Here is an 18,324-nt window from a genome sequence, read left to right as displayed (position 1 = left end):
TAATCGGGAAGCCTTGCACCAGAGTGGTTCTAAGGGATTACTCTGGCGTAAGGCTCTGCTTGTTTGCGGGACTGTGTTGGGTTGCCTTTCCTGTATTGTGGGGCTATTCCCACAGTTTGGGGTTGCCAGATCGTTGAGCGTCTACCTTCCCTTCGCTCAGGTGTTAGCCTTCCCGCAAGCACTGGGGCTGGTGATACTACTCCTTGGCGGGTGTGCTACCGGTGTCGGTTGGTGGAGGCGATGGTCAAGACTTGCCCTAACTTCTTGTTTGGTGTGGATTGTCGCGGGAGCAGGATTTTTGTTCGCACCGAATGGCATCCCACATCAGGTCAGCGGCCAACAACATTCCACCGTTGCAGAGGGGAGCCTGACGGTCGTTACGTTTAATACGGGATCAATGCTGACCACCAGCGATTTCCAACAACTTGTCAGTACATGGAATCCCGACATCATTGTTTTGCCCGAAACGTCCGGCTATGAGCTTCGTGAGGCGATAGAAACGTCAAACTATGACGGCCAGCTCTTTGAAACTCGTAATGATGGCCTTCCGAACACTTATACAGGGCAAATCGCCCCCACGTCAGTCGTAGTGCATAAAAGGCTTGGAGCAGCGCACTTTACACGAGGCCCGGTAACATCATTCGGAACAGTTGCCATCGAGTTTGACGATGCTCGGCTTCCTGTGATTCTAGGGCTACATACAGCACCACCGTTGCCTAGACTTATGAATCAGTGGCGGGATGACATCAATCGTGTCGTTGAGTTTGGTAACTCGATACAAAAACCGCTTATAATCGCGGGCGACTTTAACGCCACTCTTCGCCACGGTCCTCTTGCCACTAGTGGCAGGCTTATTGATTCGCAAGAGCTCTGTTCAACCACCCCCATTGGTACGTGGCCAGCTGGTGCGCCCAACCTCTTAAGATCACCCATCGACCATATCTTCGTAACACAAGGAATAACAGCCCACTCCTGTCAAGTGCAGCAGATTGGTTACTCCGATCACCTCGCTTACAAAACTCAAGTAGCCGTTCAATGAGTGTTTTAGCACTGCTTAGAGTTGATGCTTCTCATCATTTCCGCAGCATAAAACGCGCTGTAAGCGATTCTGAGCGCCTTAGATTCTCGGTGGCGGTTTGAGTCGTTTTTCCGTTCGACGCCCTGCGCGGCTTACAGGCGCCGTAGGGGGGCATGAAATCCTTAGCGCCTAGGCTATGGACTGGCGGGCTAGGCTCTCCGCGCGCAAAAATCCCGAATCAAAACCCGGATTGACCTATCAAACCCAGGAAGGAGGTGGGCACGTGGCCAAGGACGGCACCAACCGCGGCGGCAGACGCGTCCGCGCCGGCGCGAAACCCGATCCCCTCAAGGACAGGCTCGAAGCCGGCAAACCCGCCTCCAGGCTGCTCCATAAAACAGTCATCAGCGAAAAGTGCGCGCTCCGCCGGGGCCGTTTCGTGGGGCTGAATTCTGTATTATCCGTGCTGCACGCTACAATTGCTTGGCGTGAGTTTGTGGAGTGCCCCAACACTTCGCTTTATCGCAGCTCACGTCGTGAAATTGCGGGGCGTGGCGCAGCTTGGTAGCGCACCTGCTTTGGGAGCAGGGGGTCGCAGGTTCAAATCCTGTCGCCCCGACAAAGGCAAGCCCGCTCCTCGTGAGCGGGCTTGCTGCACATAGACATATTTTGCAATCAACTAGTACAGGAGTTATCCGTGAAGACTTCCGTCGAGAAGCTCAGCGAGACCCGCGTGAAGCTCAATGTGAGCGTCCCCTTCGACGAGCTCGGGAAGGAGATTGACCAGGCGTACAAGTCCATCGCCCAGCAGGTCAACATCCCGGGCTTCCGTCGCGGCAAGGCTCCGCGCCAGCTTATCGACGCACGCTTCGGCCGCGGCCCGATCCTGGAGCAGGTTGTCAACGACATGGTGCCGCAGCGTTACGAGCAGGCCATCAACGAGAATGAGCTGACTCCGCTCGCGCAGCCTGAGATCGAGATCACCAAGATCGAGGACAACGACGTCGTCGAGTTCGTGGCTGAGGTCGACGTGCGCCCGGAGATTGAGGTCCCGGACTTCTCCAAGATTGCTGTCACTGTTCCGGCCATCGAGATCGACGACGAGGCAGTCGACGCTGAGCTGGACAACCTGCGCTCCCGCTTCGGTGAGCTCAAGGACACCAAGCGCAAGATGAAGACCGACGACTTCGCCATCATCGACATCGAGGCAATCGTTGACGGCGAGAAGGTCGAGGAGGCTTCTACCGAGGGCCTGACCTACCAGATCGGCGGCGACGACCTGATCAAGGGCCTGGACACCGCGCTTCGCGGCATGAAGACCGGCGAGGACAACGAGTTCACCTCCACCATCCAGCAGGGCGAGCACAAGGACAAGGAGGCCACCTTCAAGGTCCACGTCCAGCAGTCCAAGGAGCGCAAGCTGCCGGATCTCGACGACGACTTCGTGCAGGAAGCATCCGCGTACGACACGGTCGAGGAGCTGCGCGAGGCAACCAAGTCCGAACTGGAGGAGAACACCAAGGCGGAGCAGGCCGCGAACATCCGCGACGAGGTGCTCAAGGCCGCGCTCGCAGAGGTGAAGTTCGAGCTGCCGGAGTCCGTTGTGGAAGAGCAGGTGCACAACCAGCTGCACCAGCTGCTCGGCCAGATGGCGCACGACGAGGCTGCACTGGCGCAGCTGCTCGAGGCGCAGGGCACGACCCGCGAGGAGTTCGACAAGAAGTCCCGCGAGCAGGCCGAGGAGTCTGTGCGCACCCAGCTCTTCCTCGACGCGGTTGCGGAGCAGGAGCAGCCTGAGGTCTCCCAGCAGGAGCTGACCGACCACATCCTGTTCACCGCACAGTCCTACGGCATGGACCCGAACCAGTTCGTGGCCCAGCTGCAGCAGTCCGGCCAGATCGGCAACCTGTTCGCAGACGTGCGCCGCGGCAAGGCACTCGCTGGCGCGATCTGCCTGACCACCGTGACCGACGACAAGGGCAACTCCGTTGACCCGAACGACTACTTCGGCGAGATCGAAGAGGACGAAGAGGTCGAGGCTGTCGAGGCTGAGGCGAACACCGAGGCCGAGGCTGAAGAGAAGTAGGCCGGTGCGGTAGGCGTCGATAAGCAAAAGCCAAAAGCCACTGCCTTTGCATAGGCGGTGGCTTTTTGCATGCTTGGAAGCGTGTACGCCGGTAGCGAACAGGGGCCACAAATGGACCTGCCCCGAGTAGGGTAGGGGCATTACAACACGAAATTAGACTTCAAGGAGCGTCATATGACATCGCCAACCAACGGCATGAACCTCGGGGACTCCGTCTACGAGCGTCTGCTGCGCGAACGCATCATCTTCCTCGGCCAGCAGGTCGACGACGAGATTGCGAACAAGCTCTGCGCGCAGATCCTGCTTCTGTCCGCGGAGGATCCGAACCGCGACATCTCCCTCTACATCAACTCGCCCGGCGGCTCGGTGACCGCGGGCATGGCGATCTACGACACGATGAAGTACTCCCCGTGCGACGTGGCCACCTACGGCATGGGCCTGGCCGCTTCCATGGGCCAGTTCCTGCTCTCTGGTGGCACGAAGGGCAAGCGCTACGCGCTGCCACACGCCCGCATCATGATGCACCAGCCGTCTGCAGGCGTTGGCGGCACCGCAGCTGATATCGCGATCCAAGCCGAGCAGTTTGCGCAGACCAAGCGCGAGATGGCCGAGCTGATCGCCGAACACACCGGCCAGACCTTTGAGCAGATCACCAAGGACTCGGACCGCGACCGTTGGTTCACCGCCCAGCAGGCAAAGGAATACGGCATCGTTGACCACGTCATCGAGCACGTCGCGCAGACCGACGGCCCAGTAGGCAACTAACCCGGAACACCTACATACGCAAAGGACTTAATACATGACTTTCCAGATGCCGAACTCTCGCTACGTCCTGCCGCAGTTCTTGGAGGAGACCTCCTTCGGCACCAAGCAGATCGACCCTTACGGCAAGCTCTTCGAGGAGCGCATCGTCTTCCTCGGCACCCAGGTCGATGACACCTCCGCCAACGACATCATGGCGCAGCTGCTTGTGCTGGAGTCGCAGGACCCGGACCGCGACATCACCATGTACATCAACTCGCCCGGCGGCTCTTTCACTGCGCTCATGGCGATCTACGACACCATGCAGTACGTCCGCCCGGACGTGCAGACGGTCTGCCTCGGCCAGGCCGCGTCCGCCGCGGCCGTCATCCTCGCCGCTGGTGCCCCGGGCAAGCGCGCCGCGCTGCCGAACTCGCGCGTGCTCATCCACCAGCCTGCCACCCAGGGTACCCAGGGGCAGGTCTCTGACCTGGAGATCCAGGCAAACGAGATCGAGCGCATGCGCCGCCTGATGGAGGACACCCTGTCCCACCACACCGGCCGCACCTCTGAGCAGGTCCGCGAGGATACCGACCGCGACAAGATCCTCACTGCGGCAGAAGCCGTCGAGTACGGGATCATCGACCAGGTCTTTGATTACCGCAAGCTCAACGCCTAAATAGCGGAGCGCGAAAAGCGCCGCCCCTGCGTTTCGCGGGAGCGGCGCTTTTTGCGTGTCTTGCGGGGCCGGGTTCCAGACCTAGTTACAGAACGGTACCGCGTTCTTCACCGCGGCAGGTGCCTGTGCGAAGTCCTCGCGCGCCCAGCACGCGCCGTTCTCGTTCGTGCCGTGCGGGTCGACACTGACCCAGCCGCCGTCCTTCGACGCCCAGAAGTACTCCTGCCCGGTATCCGGCATGACGGTCCGTGCCCACGCGCCGTCGCAGAAGGTGCTGTACTCCTGGTTGCCGCTGCCTGCGCCCTGTTCGGGCCAGGCACAGCCGTTGGAGCCATCGTCCACCGCGATCGTCTCTGTGATGACCTGCTCGCGCACCTCCTCGCGCGGGGACCTGCGGGTGCTGGTCTTCCGCGTCGAAGTGGACTTGCTTGTCGACGTCTCCGTGGACGTCTTCTTCGACGAAGACGATGTCTTCGATGAGGAGGTTTCTGTCTCGTCTTCGTCCTCGTCGTCGCTCGCGGTAGTTGTCGGCGAGCTTTCCGTCGTGGGGGTAGCCGTCGTGCTGGTCGCCGGGAAGTCAATCACCGGCTCGGCCAACCGCGCCTCTTCCTCGGCGGACGCAGCGCAGCCCGCGAGCGCCACCGTGGCGATAACGGCGACGAGAAGGGACTGGGTGCGGTTGCGTTTCACTTCGCTGTTCCTTTCGGGCTCCCTCACGAGTGGATAACGCTACTAGCGTAGCCGATCGGGCTTAGAGGAACTGTGTCAAGGCCCGGTTGAATTCCTCCGGTCGCTCGATGGCCACTTGGTGAGAGCCGGGATCGATCACGACCTGCTGCACCGGCCCCGTCACGCCCTCGGCAATGCGCGCGAGTTCAGCGGGCGTGGTCGACGGGTCCTGAGCGCCTGCAATGGTGAGTACCGGGCACGTGATTGCGGCCAGTTCCCCGGCGAAATCCCAGCCGGCGAGCGCGTCGCCGTTTTGTGCATAGGCCTCGCCGTCGATGCCAGCGACCATGTCGCGCAAGCGGCGCACCTCATCGGGGTGTTGTGCGCGGAAGCCCTCGGTGAACCAGTTCTCCATCATCCCGTCCGCCAAGGCACCCATGCCCTGCTCGCGGGCGATTGCAGAGCGCTCGCGCCACTTCTCCTCACCCCCGAGGTAGGTCGCGGTGCAGGCGAACACGGCCTTTTCCACCCGCCCGCTTTTCGCGGCGAGGTACTGGGCAAGCGCCCCGCCGAGCGACAGGCCGACGACGCGGAAGCGGTTGACGCCGACCTGGTCTAGGGCCTGGAGGATATCGGCGGCAAGCGTATCCATCGTGGTCGTCCCCGGGGCGACGCGCGCCGCTTCTGAGCGCCCGTGGCCGCGGTGATCCACCGTGACCACGCGGAAGTGCTCCGCGAGGGCAGGGATCTGCTTAGCCCACGCCTCGTGCGTGGTGCCGATGGAACTGAGCAGCACGACGGCGGGGGCGCTGCTGTTGCCGTGCTCGGTGACGTGCAGGTTGGTCATTGCGGCTCCTTCGATGTTGGGGTGATCTCCTCAGGCCCCATTGTGCGTGAAAATAGAGCGTGGTGGGGAGCGGGCGCTTCCATGCGCGCCTGTACGTCGCCGGTTTGACGCAGCAACTACACTTGGGGTTCATCCTTTCAACCCCGTCCGTGGCCCGGGGTGCGTGCCGCCAGGCAGCCACGGACTGTGCATCGTAGGAACTCAGGAGAAGACAGCTCACATGGCAGGAACACACGACAGCTCGGATCTGCTCAAGTGCTCATTTTGTGGCAAGAGCCAGAAGCAGGTGCGCAAGCTCATCGCGGGCGGCGGAGTGTACATCTGCGACGAGTGCATCGAGCTGTGCAACGAGATCATCGAGGAGGAGCTCGCAGGCTCGCAGCAGAACCAGGCGGGCGAGTCCGAGCGGCTGCCGCGCCCGTCCGAGATCACCGCGTTTTTGGACCAGTACGTGATCGGCCAGGATCAGGCCAAGCGCACGCTGGCGGTCGCGGTGTACAACCACTACAAGCGCATCAAGGCGGACACACTGGTCTCGCCTGCGCGCCGCCGCGAAGACGACGTGGAGATCTCCAAGTCCAACATCTTGCTGCTCGGCCCGACCGGTTCCGGCAAGACCTACCTGGCGCAGACGCTGGCGCGAATGCTGAACGTGCCTTTCGCCATCGCGGACGCGACCAGCCTGACGGAGGCCGGCTACGTGGGCGAGGACGTGGAGAACATCCTGCTGAAGCTGCTGCAGGCCGCCGATTTTGACGTCAATCGGGCCCAGACCGGCATCATCTACGTCGACGAGGTGGACAAGATTTCGCGGAAGTCGGAAAACCCCTCGATTACTCGCGACGTCTCCGGCGAAGGCGTGCAGCAGGCGCTGCTGAAGATCCTGGAGGGGACCGTCGCCTCCGTGCCCCCGCAGGGCGGTCGCAAGCACCCAAACCAGGAGTTCATCCAGCTGGACACGACGAACATCCTGTTCATCGTCGCCGGCGCGTTCGCGGGCCTGGACAAGGTCATCGCGGAGCGCGTGGGCAAGAAGGGCATCGGCTTCGGCGCCGAGATTGACTCCAAGGATGAGCGCGACGAGGCGAACCTGCTGGCCAGCGTGCAGCCCGGCGACCTGGTCAAGTTCGGCCTGATCCCCGAGTTCATCGGCCGCCTGCCCGTGATCGCCACTGTCGAAGACCTCGACCGCGAAGCGATGGTGCGCGTGCTCACCGAGCCGAAGAACTCCCTGGTCAAGCAGTACGAGCGCCTGTTCGCCATGGACGGCGCGGAGCTCGTGCTTAGCGACGACGCGCTGGGACTCATCGCCGACAAAGCCGCAGAGCGCAAAACCGGTGCCCGTGGTCTGCGCGGCATCATGGAGGAGCTGCTCGTGCCGGTCATGTACGAACTGCCTGACCGGGAGGGCGTCTCCCAGGTCATCATCGACGGCGCGGTGGTGCGTGGCGAGGCCGAGCCCGAGTACTTGAGCGCCGACGAGAAGCGCTCGGCGTAGTCTCTGGCTAGTAGATCCCGCCCTCGGGCTCGCTGAGGTAGTCGTGGTTGTCCGAGGAGTCCTCAGCAGGCGTCGGCGGGGTAGCCTCCAGGTAGCTGTCGTAGCCGGAGGGCGAAATGCTCGTGGTCAGAAACGCGATCACGGTGTCGATAACCATGCGGCGCATCCCCGTGACGTTGCGCTCCGAGCGGAAGTCCACGCCCCGCAGGCCCTGGGCGACATCGCCCACCCCGGCGGGGAAGAAGCAAAGCGAAATCAGCAGCAAAAGTACGTCGTCGGCGGAGATGCCGGGACGGAACGCGCCCGAATCCTGGCCGATGAGCAGCAGGCGCTCCAAGTGCAGGGCGACGTCCTCAGGCCGCTGGGAAAAGAGCGAGTCTGCGTCCTCGAGGGCCGGGTCGAGCTGCTCGCGCAGCAGGATCACGACCGCGTCCGGGTGGTCCTTGATGGCCATATACAGGGCGTCGATAAAGCGGCGCATGCCCTCGACGGGCACCGCGTAGGAGCGGTTGAGGACGGACTCCGGCGGGCGCAGCTGCTCCAGCGCGCGCAGCACGGCGCGAGCATACAGGCCTTTCTTGTCGCCGAAGTTGTAGTGGATTTTCCGCTTGGACATGCCGGACGCCTTCGCGATGTCCTCCAGCTTCGTGGCGTGGAAGCCCGCGTCCGCGAACATGCGCAGCGCGGTGGCCACGACCTCATCAACTGTGGCGTCAGCGGGGGCGTCGAGCGGCGGGGTCGAAGCGTCTGCGGTGTGCTTTTCAGGCAGCGGCGTCACAGTGTCTCCTTGTCTCTCCAACCGGTTGGCGCAAACGCCGGTCGCCGCGTTGCGGCCATACGCCTCCATCGTGCCCTACTGGCACCCCCAATGTCCCAGCCTGAAGAAAAAGCCCACATTTTCCTGCGGAAAAGCGCCCAAACGGGGGGAGCGAACCCACCGGCTCATGCTTGATGGTTCCTATACTTGGGGCCGTGCCATCGAAGCGCTGGCGGCGAAACGTCGGCGCGCCTAGAAGAACACTTGCAAGGAGCCATCATGTCCAGTCCTGTCAACGTTGTGGTCACCGGCGCTGCCGGCAACATCGCATACTCCCTGCTGTGGCGCATCGCCGCAGGTGACGTTTTTGGTAAGGAGCAGCCGGTCAACCTCACGCTGCTGGAAATCCCGGCCGCTGCCCGTGCTGCCGAGGGCACCGCGATGGAGCTCAACGATTCCGCGATGCCGCTGGTCAACGACATCACCGTGACCGACGATCAGCGCAAGGCTTTCGAGGGCGCGAATGCGGCCTTCCTGGTCGGCGCGAAGCCGCGCGGCAAGGGCGAGTCGCGTGCTGACATGCTCGCGGCCAACGGCAAGATTTTCATCGAGCAGGGTCGCGCGCTGAACGACGGCGCGGCTGACGACGTCCGCGTGCTCGTGGTGGGCAACCCCGCCAATACGAACGCCTACATCGCTGCCAAGGCGGCACCGGACCTGCCTGCGGATCGCTTCAACGCGCTGATGCGCCTGGACCACAACCGCGCGGCGTCGATGCTGTCGCAGAAGCTTGAGGTTCCGTCCACGGCGTTCGAGCGCCTGGTGGTGTGGGGCAACCACTCCGACACGCAGTTCCCGGACATCACCTACGCCACCGTGGGTGGCGAGCCGCTGGCTGACAAGGTGGACCAGGACTGGTACACCGGCGAGTTCATCCCGCGCGTGGCCAAGCGCGGCGGCGAGATCATCGAGGTCCGCGGCAAGTCCTCCGCGGCGTCCGCGGCATCCGCTGCGGTGGATCACATGCGGGACTGGGTGCAGGGCACGGAGGGGCGTTGGACGACGGTGGCGCGGCCGTCGACAGGCGAATACGGCATCGACGCCGGCCTGGTCTTTGGCGTGCCGGTGACCGGTGCGGGCGGCGAGTGGGAGCTCGTCGACGGCCTCGAGATCAGCGACGCCCAGCGTCAGCGCATCGACGCGAACGTCACCGCCCTGCGCGAGGAAGCCGCAGTGGCCGACGGCCTCTTTTAAGCGGGGACTATGATGGGCAAGCGTGACTGATGCGAGGAATGATCAAGTAGGCAACAACCGCGCGGACGCTCTGCCCAAGAGCTGGGAGCCCGGCGACCACGAGTCGACCATCTATCAGCGATGGGTGGACAAGGGGTACTTTGAGGCGGATCCCAGCTCGGACAAGCCCGCCTACTCCATCATGCTGCCGCCGCCGAACGTGACCGGTCAGCTGCACATGGGCCACGCCCTCGACCACACGCTGATGGATTCCCTGGTGCGCCGCAAGCGCATGCAGGGATACGAGGTGCTGTGGTTGCCGGGCATGGATCACGCCGGCATCGCTACCCAGACCAAAGTCGAGACGAAACTGAAGGCCGAGGAGGGCAAGGACCGCTACGACTACGGCCGCGAGGAGTTTATCGACCGCGTCTGGGAGTGGAAAGAGCAGTACGGCGGCACGATTACCACGCAGATGCGAGCCATCGGTGACTCCGTCGACTGGTCGCGAGAGCGTTTCACCTTGGATGAGGGCCTGTCGAAGGCTGTGCAGACCATCTTCAAGCAGCTGTACGACGCGGGCATGGTTTACCGCGACTACCGCCTGGTGAACTGGTCGCCGGTGCTTGAGACCGCGGTGTCCGACATTGAGGTCGTGTACAAGGACGTCGAGGGTGAGTTCGTCTCTATCCGCTACGGCTCGCTTGACGACGCCGAGCCGCACCTCGTCGTCGCCACCACCCGCGTCGAGACGATGCTGGGCGACGTCGCCATCGCGGTCCACCCGGACGACGAGCGCTACGCACACCTGATCGGCCAGGAGTTCGCACACCCGCTGCGCGACGACCTGAAGCTGAAGGTCATCGCCGACGACTACGTCGACATGGAACTCGGCACCGGCGCGGTGAAGATCACGCCTGCGCACGACCCGAACGACTACGAGATGGGCCTGCGCCACGACCTGGACATGCCCATCATCATGGACGAGCAGGGCCGCATCGCCAACACCGGCACCCGCTTCGACGGCATGCCGCGGGAAGAGGCACGCGTCGCCGTGCGTGAAGCGCTGGCCGAGCAGGGCCGCATCGTTAAGGAAGTGCGCCCGTATGTGCACTCGGTGGGTCACTCGGAGCGCTCCGGGGAACCGATCGAGCCGCGCCTGAGCCTGCAGTGGTTTGTCAAGGTGGACAAGCTCGCCCAGATGTCGGGCGACGCGGTGCGTAACGGCGATACGAAGATCCACCCCGAGTCGATGGAGAAGCGCTACTTCGACTGGGTGGACAACATGCACGACTGGACCATCTCGCGGCAGCTGTGGTGGGGCCACCGCATCCCGATCTGGTACGGGCCGGAAGACGAAAAGGGCGAGCGCGACGTGGTTTGCGTCGGACCTGACGAGGAGCCGCCGGCAGGCTACGAGCAGGACCCGGACGTGCTGGACACCTGGTTCTCCTCCGCCCTGTGGCCGTTTTCCACCATGGGCTGGCCGGAGAAGACCCCGGAGTTGGCGAAGTTCTACCCGACTTCGGTGCTGGTGACCGCCTACGACATCCTGTTCTTCTGGGTGGCGCGCATGATGATGTTCGGCACCTTTGCTGGCGAGACCACGCCCGAGGTGCTCGGCGAAGGTACCGACGGCCGCCCGCAGGTCCCGTTCACGGACCTGTACCTGCACGGCCTGGTGCGCGACGAAAAGGGTCGCAAGATGTCGAAGTCTTTGGGCAACGGCATCGACCCCATGGACTGGGTCGAGCGCTTCGGCGCGGACGCACTGCGCTTCGCCCTCGCCCGCGGCGCGAACCCGGGCGTGGACCTGCCGATCGGCGACGATCACGCCGTCGCCGCCCGCAACTTCGCCACCAAGCTGTACAACGCGACGAAGTTCGCCCTGATGAACGGTGCGGCCGTGGGCGAGCTGCCGGAGCGCGGCACGCTCACCGACGCCGACCGCTGGATCCTCGACCGCGCCGAAGAACTCCGCGCCCGCGTGGACGCTTACCTGGACGACTACCAGTTCGCCAAGGCCAACGAGGCCATCTACCACTTCGCGTGGGACGAACTGTGCGACTGGTACCTCGAGATCGCGAAGACGCAGATCCCGCGCGCTGCTGCTGACGCGTCAGCGGAAGAAAAGGAGCGCGGCCGCACCACACAGATCGTGCTGGGGCGCGTCCTCGACGTCCTGCTGCGCCTGCTGCACCCGACCATGCCGTTTCTCACCGAGGTGCTGTGGACGGCGCTCACCGGCGAGGAGACGGTCACGATCGCCGCGTGGCCGACCGCCGACGACACCAACGGTGGGGCAGAGGCCGACCTGGAGGCGCGCCGCCGCATCGAGGATTCCATCAAGCTGATCACCGAGCTGCGCCGCTTCCGCGCCGACCAGGGGGTCAAGCCCTCGCAGAAAGTGCCGGCGAAGCTGGACTTCGCCTACGCTGACCTCGGCGCGCAGGAAGACATGGTGCGCCAGATTGCGCGGGTTGAGGCACCGGCGGAGGACTTCGCGGCGTCGGCAAGCATTGAAATGCGACTGAGCAAGGCGAACCTTGATGTCGCGCTGGACACCTCCGGCACCGTCGACGTCGCCGCCGAGCGCAAGCGCCTGGAAAAGGAACTCGCCGCAGCCCAAAAGGAGCTGGATACCACTGGTGCCAAGCTGGCGAACGAGCAGTTCCTGGCGAACGCGCCGGAGCAGGTGGTGGAGAAGATCAAGGTGCGCCAGAAGGTCGCGCAGGAAGAGTTCGAGCGCGTCACCGCACGTCTCGACGCGCTGCCGCAGAAGTAGACTGCGGGTATGACTGAGCACGACGAGGACACTCCCCGCGAACGCGGACCGTACGGCGAGCTGCACCCGGAGCGCGACACTGAGTTCGGCCGCCTCTCCATGACCGACAGCGGCATCACGCTCAACCTCGGCGGGACCGAGCAGGAGCGCATCGAGCCGGAGCCGGAGGACGGCGAGCTGAAGCATCTCGCGGACCTCGTCGGCGTGCGCGTTGGCGAGCTCGCGGGCGATGAAGCAAGCGTCAGCGAGGAGCCCTTCGACCACGCCGCGCTCGAGCGGCTCAACGCGGAGCTCGACGCGCGCGCCGGGGCAACCGACCCGAACCCGAGCCTGGACCGGATCGCCATGCTGCTGGACCTGCTTGGCTCACCCGAGCGCACACTGAAGGTGATCCAGGTCGCGGGCACGAACGGGAAAACGTCGACCGCGCGCATGACCGCGTCGCTGCTGCGCGCGCTCGGCCACCGCGTTGGCCTATTCACGAGCCCCGAGCTGACGCGTGTGACCGAGACGATCGAGATCGACGGCACTGAGATCGCACCGGGGCGGCTCGCCGAGATTTACGACGAGCTCGCGCCCTATCTCCAGCTGGTCGACGCGAAATTCGCCACCCCGCTGAGCCGCTTCGAGGTGCTCGTGGCGATGGCGTACGTCGCGTTTGCCGACGCACCTGTCGACGTCGCCGTGGTTGAGGTCGGCATGGGCGGGACGTGGGATGCGACCAACGTCGCCGACGCTGACGTCGCAGCAATTACCCCGATCGGGCTCGACCACCAGGGCTTCCTCGGGGACACGCTGACCGAGATCGCCGCCCAGAAGGCAGGGATCATCAAAGCTCGCGGTGCTGACGGACTCGGGCCAGCGGAAAACATCGCCGTCGTCGCCGAGCAGGAGCCGGAAGCGATGCGCGCGGTACTCGAGCGCGCGGTGGAGGTCGACGCCATCGTCGCGCGCGCGGGTAGCGAGTTCAGCGTCGGTGCCTCCACGGTGGCCGTCGGCGGGCAGCAGCTTGACCTGCGCGGCTTGGGCGGCGACTACAACGACATCTTCCTCCCGCTCGCCGGCGCGCACCAGGCGGCCAACGCGTCACTTGCGCTCGCCGCGGTCGAGGCCTTCTTCGGGGTCACCCGCGAGCACCCGCTCGACCTCGACGCCGTCCGCGAAGGCTTCGACCGCGTGCGGGTCCCGGGCCGCATCGAGCGCTTCGGCACCGCGCCCGTGCTGCTTGTCGACGCCGCGCACAATCCCCACGGCGTACGCACCCTCGCCGCCGCACTCCGCCGCGACTTCAACTACGCGGGTCTCGTCGGCGTGGTGTCGATCTTCGCCGACAAGGACGCCTCCGCCATGCTCACGGCGCTCGAGCCGGAGCTGCGCGAAGTCGTGATCACGCAGAACTCCTCGCCGCGCGCCATGGACGCTTACGAACTCGCCGAGCTCGCGTACGCAATCTTCGGCGACGACCGGGTCCGTGTTGAAGCGCATTTGCCCGCGGCGATCGAACTCGCCCGCGAGATCGCGGAGGAGGCCGACGAGGACGGCATGGGCGTGATGATCACCGGATCCGTCGCCACCGCCGGCGACGCGCGCGCCTTCCTCACCGCCGACGCGCAAGGCGGCAATGGCTAAGCACGCGTGGCTGGTCACCAACCGTTGGCTGCACTGGGACAAGTTCGAGTGGCAGTTCACGGAGCTGATACGCGCTGCGTCCGCGTTGGGGGTGGACTTGCAGCGCATCAGTACCGACGAGGCGCTGGCGCAACTCGCAGGGCGCGACGTAAGTCTGCCGCGGGCGGCGCTGATTATGGACAAGGACGTGGCGGCCGTCGCCCAACTCGAAGCCGCGGGCGTGCGCGCGATCAACTCCGCGGCCGCGATTGCGGCCTGTGACAACAAGGCCTACACGCACGCCGTGCTCAGCGCGGCAGGCATCGCGCACCCGCGGACCTGCACCGCGCCACTCGTCTACCGAAACCTCGAGCCCGAAGAGTGGGCAGCAAGTGCGTTTTCGGGCGCCGTTGAAGAATCACTCGGCTACCCTGCGGTGGCCAAGCGCGCCGTCGGATCGTGGGGCCAGGGCGTGGAGCTGGTGCGAGACCGCGCAGAACTCATTGCGTTTCTGCGCGCAGCGTACCCGGCGCCCGTCATCGTGGAGGAATACATCGCCGCCTCCCACGGCCGTGACGCGCGCATCTACATGGTGGGGCGCGAGCCCGTCGTCGCGATGCGCCGCTACGGCACGGGAGGAGACTTCCGCGCCAACATCACCGGTGGAGGGCGTGCTGAGCCGTGGACCCCACCGACGGAGTACGTGGACACGGCGCGCGCAGCGATGGACGCCCTCGGCTTGGAGGTCGGTTCGGTCGACTTCCTGGATGCCGCAACGCCGCTTGTGGGTGAGGTGAACTCGAACGCACAATTTGCCTCGCTCACGGAAGTCACCGGCGTCGACGTTGCCGGTCACGTCGCCGAGCTGCTCGCAGCAGTTATGGCCGAACCCGCAACACGGATACGATGAGTCTCATGGCTGACCAGAACACCCCCCGACGCGCACGCTTCCGCCGCGAACCGGAAATGGGGCCGCTTGGCCCCGGGAAAACGCCAGTCAAAGACCCGATGGAGGGGTTGACTGGCGTGCTCGCAGGCACGCTGATCATGGAAGCGATCACCATCCTGCTCATCCTCACCGTAATCCTCAAGGTTGAAGAAGGCGCGCTGTGGACCACCTTCAATTGGGTCTACGTGACCGTGATTGGGGTTGCGCACATCATCGCTGCGTTCTTCCAAAAACGTCCGGGAATGCTCTGGGTGGACTTAGCGCTCCAGGTGCCGCTCATCTTCGGATTCTTCATCCACTGGTCGGTCACCGTGGTGGGCATTACCTTCGGCATCGTATGGTTCTTCATCATTAAGCTGCGCTCCGAAATGCTGCAGCGGATGCGGGCCGGCTACCTGGTCACTCAGCATCTGGGCACTGCGGAGGACCCGGAAAGGTAGACGCACGCGGCAAGTCACGCAGCGTGGTGCGCAGGATCTTTCCGGCGGCGCTGCGGGGGATCTCGTCGACGAAATCGACTACGCGCACTTTCTTGTACGGCGCAACGTGGGCTGCAACGAAGTCGATGACGTCGGATTCGTCCAGCGCGGCACCCGGGGTTCGGACCACGAACGCGCGCGGGACCTCCGTGCCATTGAGGTCGAACTCGGTCACGGCGGCGTCGGCAATCGCCTCATGCTGGGTGAGTACCGCCTCGAGCTCCGCGGGGGCGACCTGGTAGCCCTTGTACTTGATGGTGTCTTTCGCGCGCCCGACGAGGTAGAGCTCGCCGTGCTCGCCAACCCGTGCGAGGTCGCCGGTATCAAACCACTCGCCAATGGGGGCGTGCCCAAGGTAGCCGCGCATCAGCTGCGGGCCGGCAACCGAAAGCTCGCCATGCGTCCCAAGGCGAAAGCGCGTGCCCGGCAGCGGGAAACCGACAGAGTCGGGCGGTGTTTCACCGCGCACTCCAACGAACGTCACGGGCGACGTCTCCGTCATCCCGTAGCCCTGAATTACACTCGCACCCAGGCGCTGCTCTACAGCGCGGGCTACCGCCGGATCCAGGCGGTCGGCACCGCTGATGATCAACTCGAGCGCAGCGAAATCCTCCGGTGGTGCTGTCGCGAGCACGCGCGCAAGCGGGGGAGCGATGAACGTCAGCTTTACGTCATAGTCCCGGTGCGCGCGTGAGAACAGCGCGGGTTCGAAGCGCTGCATCGTAACGATGTGGTGGCCGAGCATCAGTGGCGTGAGCAGCAGCGCGGTCAGGCCGTAGATGTGGGAAAACGGCAAGGGCGACATTGTTGGCGTGTGCTCGCCCACGCCACTTTTTGCGATCGCCGCCGCGAATTGCGCCATATTCGCGCTTACCGACGCCCCCGGCAACCCGACTGCCTTCTGCAGCCCCGTCGTGCCTGACGAGAAGGGGATAAACGCGAGAGCGTCGCCGCGATCGGTGGCTGCATCGTCGACGCGTGCCGCAGAAGACAGCGGCGGCCAACCCTCCGGTGCCTTGCCCTGAATCAGCGCGCGTGCCTGAGCCATCCGGATGATCCCTACCTCAACGTTCGCGTCGGCAAGCTCTGCGAGGTGTTGCGCTTCGTGGTCGCGCAGCAGCGGCCCGATAAGACTTGTTGTGGCTCCCGCCTGAGAAATCCCCAGAATAACGGAGGCAAACTCTACAGAGTTGGGCAACTGGACGGCGAGCACGGATCGATCGGGCAGCGGAGTGCGGGCCAACACATGTGCAACGTTCGCTGCGAGCTCACTCAACTGGCCATACGTCACGGTCGTACCGGCGGTGAGGTCTGTCAAAGCGGGCGCGTCGGGGCGGCCATGGCCTAAAGCGAGCTGGTGAATTGGCACATGCTGGAACATCGACGAAAAGCTTAGTAGCTTCAAACACATGCGCCACGTCCTCCTCGTCATTGCCGCCGTGCTGTCCATACTCGCCGTGGGTGCGGCGATGCTTTCCCTACCTGCCTGGGTTGGCCCGCTTGCCATCGTTGGCGCGTCACTTGCGCTTGTGACGTGGCTTGTCCTGCAATACCGGCTGCGCGCGGCACCTGATCTTGTGCTTAGCGGCGACCAGCGCGAGACCATCGCGAACATGAAACGAGAAGGAAATACGGAAACTGCGGTGCGGCAGGTGCAGCTGTGGAAACGAGATGCCACACGCGCTGACGCAATGCGCATCGTGGACGACCTTTAGGTAAAGTTTGGGCCATGACTGAACGCACTCTGATTCTGATCAAGCCCGACGGTGTTGCCAACGGCCACGTCGGCGAAATCATTTCCCGCATCGAGCGCAAGGGCCTCAAGCTGGTTGAGATGGACCTGCGCACCGCTGACCGTGAAACCGCTGAGAAGCACTACGCAGAGCACAAGGACAAGCCGTTCTTCGGTGAGCTCGTCGATTTCATCACGTCCGCACCGCTGGTCGCAGGCATCGTTGAGGGCGAGTCTGCCATTGCCGCATGGCGCCAGCTGGCCGGCGGCACCCACCCGGTCGAAAAGGCCACCCCGGGTACCATCCGCGGTGATTTCGCACTGACCGTTGGCGAAAACGTCGTCCACGGCTCCGACTCCCCGGAATCCGCTGAGCGCGAGATCGCGATCTGGTTCCCCAACAAGTAACCGATTCGTCAGGCTTCACGCCACCCCGCTGTGCAAACAGCGAGGGTGGCGTTTTTCGTGCTACCCAAAAATTTGTGTGATGGCACACAGTTGCTTTGGTTTAGCTTGTTAAACTAAAAACAGGAAAAACGGTTTAAAGAGCTGCAAGGGAAGGACAATACTGGTGAGCGAGCGGAAGGTGCAGCAGCAGCGGGCGAGAACGAAGCGCGACGCAATTCATGAGGCAACAGTCCGTCTTCTTCTCGCCGAGGGGATGCGTGCAGTCACGCACCGGCAGGTCGCTGCGATAGCGGACGTGCCAGTGGGGTCAATCGGCTACTACTTTGACAGCCGCGAAAAACTCATCATGACCTGCTTCGAGCGGGTGCACGCGCGGCAAAACCAGATCCTTGAAGATGCGCTTGCTGATCCAAAGGTCCGCGAGGACCGTGAAGCGCTCGCGTTTGCCATCTTGAACCTGACCGCCAACGGTTACCCGGAGCAAGTGCGCAGCATTATCGCCGTCACCATTGACGCTGGTCGCGAAGGGGCAGTCTTGCAGAGGATGGTGCGGCGGCAAGTCGAAGAAGCCGTGCGGTGCATTGACCAGATGCTTGAATACTCCGGAGTCACGCAGGTAAACGGCCGACAGGCACTTGGTGCGCTCGTAGGTGCGGCGCTCGTCGGGACGAGTTGGGACAAGCCGGTCGTTGAAACCGCAGTCGACGGTCTCGTCCAGTTTATTGAGCTCGCAGAGCGCAACGCGTCACCATCGCGCGATTAAATCCTCCGCTGTGCCACAATGGAGAGCAGGCGTCGTGGCTAACTAGGCACGGACGCTGTCAAGCTTTCATAC

The 18,324-nt window shown here is 63.9% G+C and carries 18 protein-coding genes and 1 tRNA gene; 14 read left to right on the top strand and 5 right to left on the bottom strand.

Annotated features, from left to right (window positions below; all coding sequences use genetic code 11):
• The first annotated feature begins 271 nt into the window (after positions 1–271).
• Positions 272–1,039, top strand: a complete 768-nt coding sequence (locus CIMIT_RS12415) for an endonuclease/exonuclease/phosphatase family protein (RefSeq protein WP_157727814.1) — start codon at positions 272–274, stop codon at positions 1,037–1,039.
• Between the two features lie 217 nt (positions 1,040–1,256).
• Here the strand turns inward: CIMIT_RS12415 and CIMIT_RS12995 are convergent, their stop codons facing one another.
• A complete protein-coding gene (locus CIMIT_RS12995) occupies positions 1,257–1,412 on the bottom strand; it encodes a hypothetical protein (protein ID WP_197697008.1) in 156 nt (51 codons plus the stop codon).
• Positions 1,413–1,563: 151 nt separating this feature from the next.
• Between CIMIT_RS12995 and CIMIT_RS09195 the strand changes: the two genes are divergently transcribed.
• From CIMIT_RS09195 to CIMIT_RS09180, 4 genes are all read left to right on the top strand, one after another.
• A tRNA-Pro gene (locus tag CIMIT_RS09195) sits at positions 1,564–1,637 on the top strand.
• 78 nt (positions 1,638–1,715) lie between these two features.
• Complete coding sequence (tig, locus tag CIMIT_RS09190; protein WP_038592064.1) at positions 1,716–3,104, top strand: trigger factor; 1,389 nt, start codon at positions 1,716–1,718, stop codon at positions 3,102–3,104.
• A 174-nt stretch (positions 3,105–3,278) separates the two neighbouring features.
• The gene (locus CIMIT_RS09185; protein WP_038592060.1) at positions 3,279–3,869 is read left to right on the top strand and encodes an ATP-dependent Clp protease proteolytic subunit; all 591 of its coding nucleotides are present in this window, start codon (positions 3,279–3,281) and stop codon (positions 3,867–3,869) included.
• A 34-nt stretch (positions 3,870–3,903) separates the two neighbouring features.
• Positions 3,904–4,524, top strand: coding sequence for an ATP-dependent Clp protease proteolytic subunit (locus CIMIT_RS09180; protein WP_038592057.1), 621 nt, complete (start codon positions 3,904–3,906; stop codon positions 4,522–4,524).
• Positions 4,525–4,605: 81 nt separating this feature from the next.
• On the opposite strand, the gene CIMIT_RS12615 is transcribed toward CIMIT_RS09180, so the two are convergent.
• Positions 4,606–5,214, bottom strand: coding sequence for a hypothetical protein (locus tag CIMIT_RS12615; protein WP_144311839.1), 609 nt, complete (start codon positions 5,212–5,214; stop codon positions 4,606–4,608).
• 61 nt (positions 5,215–5,275) lie between these two features.
• On the bottom strand, positions 5,276–6,040 hold the full coding sequence (locus CIMIT_RS09165; protein ID WP_038592047.1) for an alpha/beta fold hydrolase: 765 nt from the start codon (positions 6,038–6,040) through the stop codon (positions 5,276–5,278).
• Between the two features lie 220 nt (positions 6,041–6,260).
• Between CIMIT_RS09165 and clpX the strand changes: the two genes are divergently transcribed.
• Positions 6,261–7,538 (top strand): ATP-dependent Clp protease ATP-binding subunit ClpX, encoded by a 1,278-nt coding sequence (gene clpX / locus CIMIT_RS09160; protein WP_038592044.1) that lies wholly within the window; start codon positions 6,261–6,263, stop codon positions 7,536–7,538.
• 7 nt (positions 7,539–7,545) lie between these two features.
• Here the strand turns inward: clpX and CIMIT_RS09155 are convergent, their stop codons facing one another.
• A complete protein-coding gene (locus CIMIT_RS09155) occupies positions 7,546–8,316 on the bottom strand; it encodes a TetR/AcrR family transcriptional regulator (protein ID WP_157727813.1) in 771 nt (256 codons plus the stop codon).
• 258 nt (positions 8,317–8,574) lie between these two features.
• Between CIMIT_RS09155 and CIMIT_RS09150 the strand changes: the two genes are divergently transcribed.
• From CIMIT_RS09150 to CIMIT_RS09130, 5 genes are read left to right on the top strand one after another with little or no spacing between them, the layout of a single operon-like run.
• Positions 8,575–9,549 (top strand): malate dehydrogenase, encoded by a 975-nt coding sequence (locus CIMIT_RS09150; RefSeq protein ID WP_038592041.1) that lies wholly within the window; start codon positions 8,575–8,577, stop codon positions 9,547–9,549.
• Between the two features lie 22 nt (positions 9,550–9,571).
• Positions 9,572–12,313 carry a valine--tRNA ligase gene (locus CIMIT_RS09145; RefSeq protein ID WP_038592038.1) on the top strand — a complete coding sequence of 914 codons (2,742 nt, stop codon included), beginning with the start codon at positions 9,572–9,574 and terminating at the stop codon, positions 12,311–12,313.
• 9 nt (positions 12,314–12,322) lie between these two features.
• The gene (locus CIMIT_RS09140; RefSeq protein WP_051904923.1) at positions 12,323–13,942 is read left to right on the top strand and encodes a bifunctional folylpolyglutamate synthase/dihydrofolate synthase; all 1,620 of its coding nucleotides are present in this window, start codon (positions 12,323–12,325) and stop codon (positions 13,940–13,942) included.
• Positions 13,935–14,831: an ATP-grasp domain-containing protein gene (locus tag CIMIT_RS09135; protein ID WP_038592035.1), complete on the top strand. Its 897-nt coding sequence runs from the start codon at positions 13,935–13,937 to the stop codon at positions 14,829–14,831. Before CIMIT_RS09140 ends, CIMIT_RS09135 begins: the two co-directional genes overlap by 8 nt.
• Before the next feature lie 5 nt (positions 14,832–14,836).
• Complete coding sequence (locus CIMIT_RS09130; protein ID WP_038592032.1) at positions 14,837–15,310, top strand: DUF4233 domain-containing protein; 474 nt, start codon at positions 14,837–14,839, stop codon at positions 15,308–15,310.
• Here the strand turns inward: CIMIT_RS09130 and CIMIT_RS09125 are convergent.
• Complete coding sequence (locus CIMIT_RS09125; RefSeq protein ID WP_158407428.1) at positions 15,270–16,730, bottom strand: class I adenylate-forming enzyme family protein; 1,461 nt, start codon at positions 16,728–16,730, stop codon at positions 15,270–15,272. The two genes, CIMIT_RS09130 and CIMIT_RS09125, sit on opposite strands and share 41 nt — an antisense overlap.
• Positions 16,731–16,758: 28 nt before the next feature.
• Between CIMIT_RS09125 and CIMIT_RS12745 the strand changes: the two genes are divergently transcribed.
• The 3 genes from CIMIT_RS12745 to CIMIT_RS12190 all read left to right on the top strand — a co-directional run bounded on the left by CIMIT_RS12745 (position 16,759) and on the right by CIMIT_RS12190 (position 18,252).
• Positions 16,759–17,064, top strand: coding sequence for a hypothetical protein (locus CIMIT_RS12745; protein ID WP_038592028.1), 306 nt, complete (start codon positions 16,759–16,761; stop codon positions 17,062–17,064).
• A 14-nt stretch (positions 17,065–17,078) separates the two neighbouring features.
• Positions 17,079–17,489, top strand: a complete 411-nt coding sequence (ndk, locus tag CIMIT_RS09115) for a nucleoside-diphosphate kinase (RefSeq protein WP_038592025.1) — start codon at positions 17,079–17,081, stop codon at positions 17,487–17,489.
• Between the two features lie 163 nt (positions 17,490–17,652).
• On the top strand, positions 17,653–18,252 hold the full coding sequence (locus tag CIMIT_RS12190; RefSeq protein WP_051904921.1) for a TetR/AcrR family transcriptional regulator: 600 nt from the start codon (positions 17,653–17,655) through the stop codon (positions 18,250–18,252).
• Positions 18,253–18,324 lie beyond the last annotated feature (72 nt).

The sequence above is a fragment of the Corynebacterium imitans genome, assembly GCF_000739455.1.
In the GTDB taxonomy this organism is placed as follows: domain Bacteria; phylum Actinomycetota; class Actinomycetes; order Mycobacteriales; family Mycobacteriaceae; genus Corynebacterium; species Corynebacterium imitans.
The sequence above is the reverse complement of the archived record's forward strand: the minus strand, read 5'-3'. Positions and strand labels throughout refer to the sequence as shown.

Bases quoted from the DNA above. Each gene is read 5' to 3' on its own strand.
- CIMIT_RS12995 (WP_197697008.1), bottom strand. From the start codon at position 1,412: ATGGAGCAGCCTGGAGGCGGGTTTGCCGGCTTCGAGCCTGTCCTTGAG.
- CIMIT_RS09185 (WP_038592060.1), top strand. From the start codon at position 3,279: ATGACATCGCCAACCAACGGCATGAACCTCGGGGACTCCGTCTACGAG.
- CIMIT_RS09180 (WP_038592057.1), top strand. From the start codon at position 3,904: ATGACTTTCCAGATGCCGAACTCTCGCTACGTCCTGCCGCAGTTCTTG.
- CIMIT_RS09165 (WP_038592047.1), bottom strand. From the start codon at position 6,040: ATGACCAACCTGCACGTCACCGAGCACGGCAACAGCAGCGCCCCCGCC.
- clpX (WP_038592044.1), top strand. From the start codon at position 6,261: ATGGCAGGAACACACGACAGCTCGGATCTGCTCAAGTGCTCATTTTGT.
- CIMIT_RS09150 (WP_038592041.1), top strand. From the start codon at position 8,575: ATGTCCAGTCCTGTCAACGTTGTGGTCACCGGCGCTGCCGGCAACATC.
- CIMIT_RS09140 (WP_051904923.1), top strand. From the start codon at position 12,323: ATGACTGAGCACGACGAGGACACTCCCCGCGAACGCGGACCGTACGGC.
- CIMIT_RS09135 (WP_038592035.1), top strand. From the start codon at position 13,935: ATGGCTAAGCACGCGTGGCTGGTCACCAACCGTTGGCTGCACTGGGAC.
- CIMIT_RS09130 (WP_038592032.1), top strand. From the start codon at position 14,837: ATGGCTGACCAGAACACCCCCCGACGCGCACGCTTCCGCCGCGAACCG.
- CIMIT_RS09125 (WP_158407428.1), bottom strand. From the start codon at position 16,730: ATGTTCCAGCATGTGCCAATTCACCAGCTCGCTTTAGGCCATGGCCGC.
- CIMIT_RS12745 (WP_038592028.1), top strand. From the start codon at position 16,759: ATGCGCCACGTCCTCCTCGTCATTGCCGCCGTGCTGTCCATACTCGCC.
- ndk (WP_038592025.1), top strand. From the start codon at position 17,079: ATGACTGAACGCACTCTGATTCTGATCAAGCCCGACGGTGTTGCCAAC.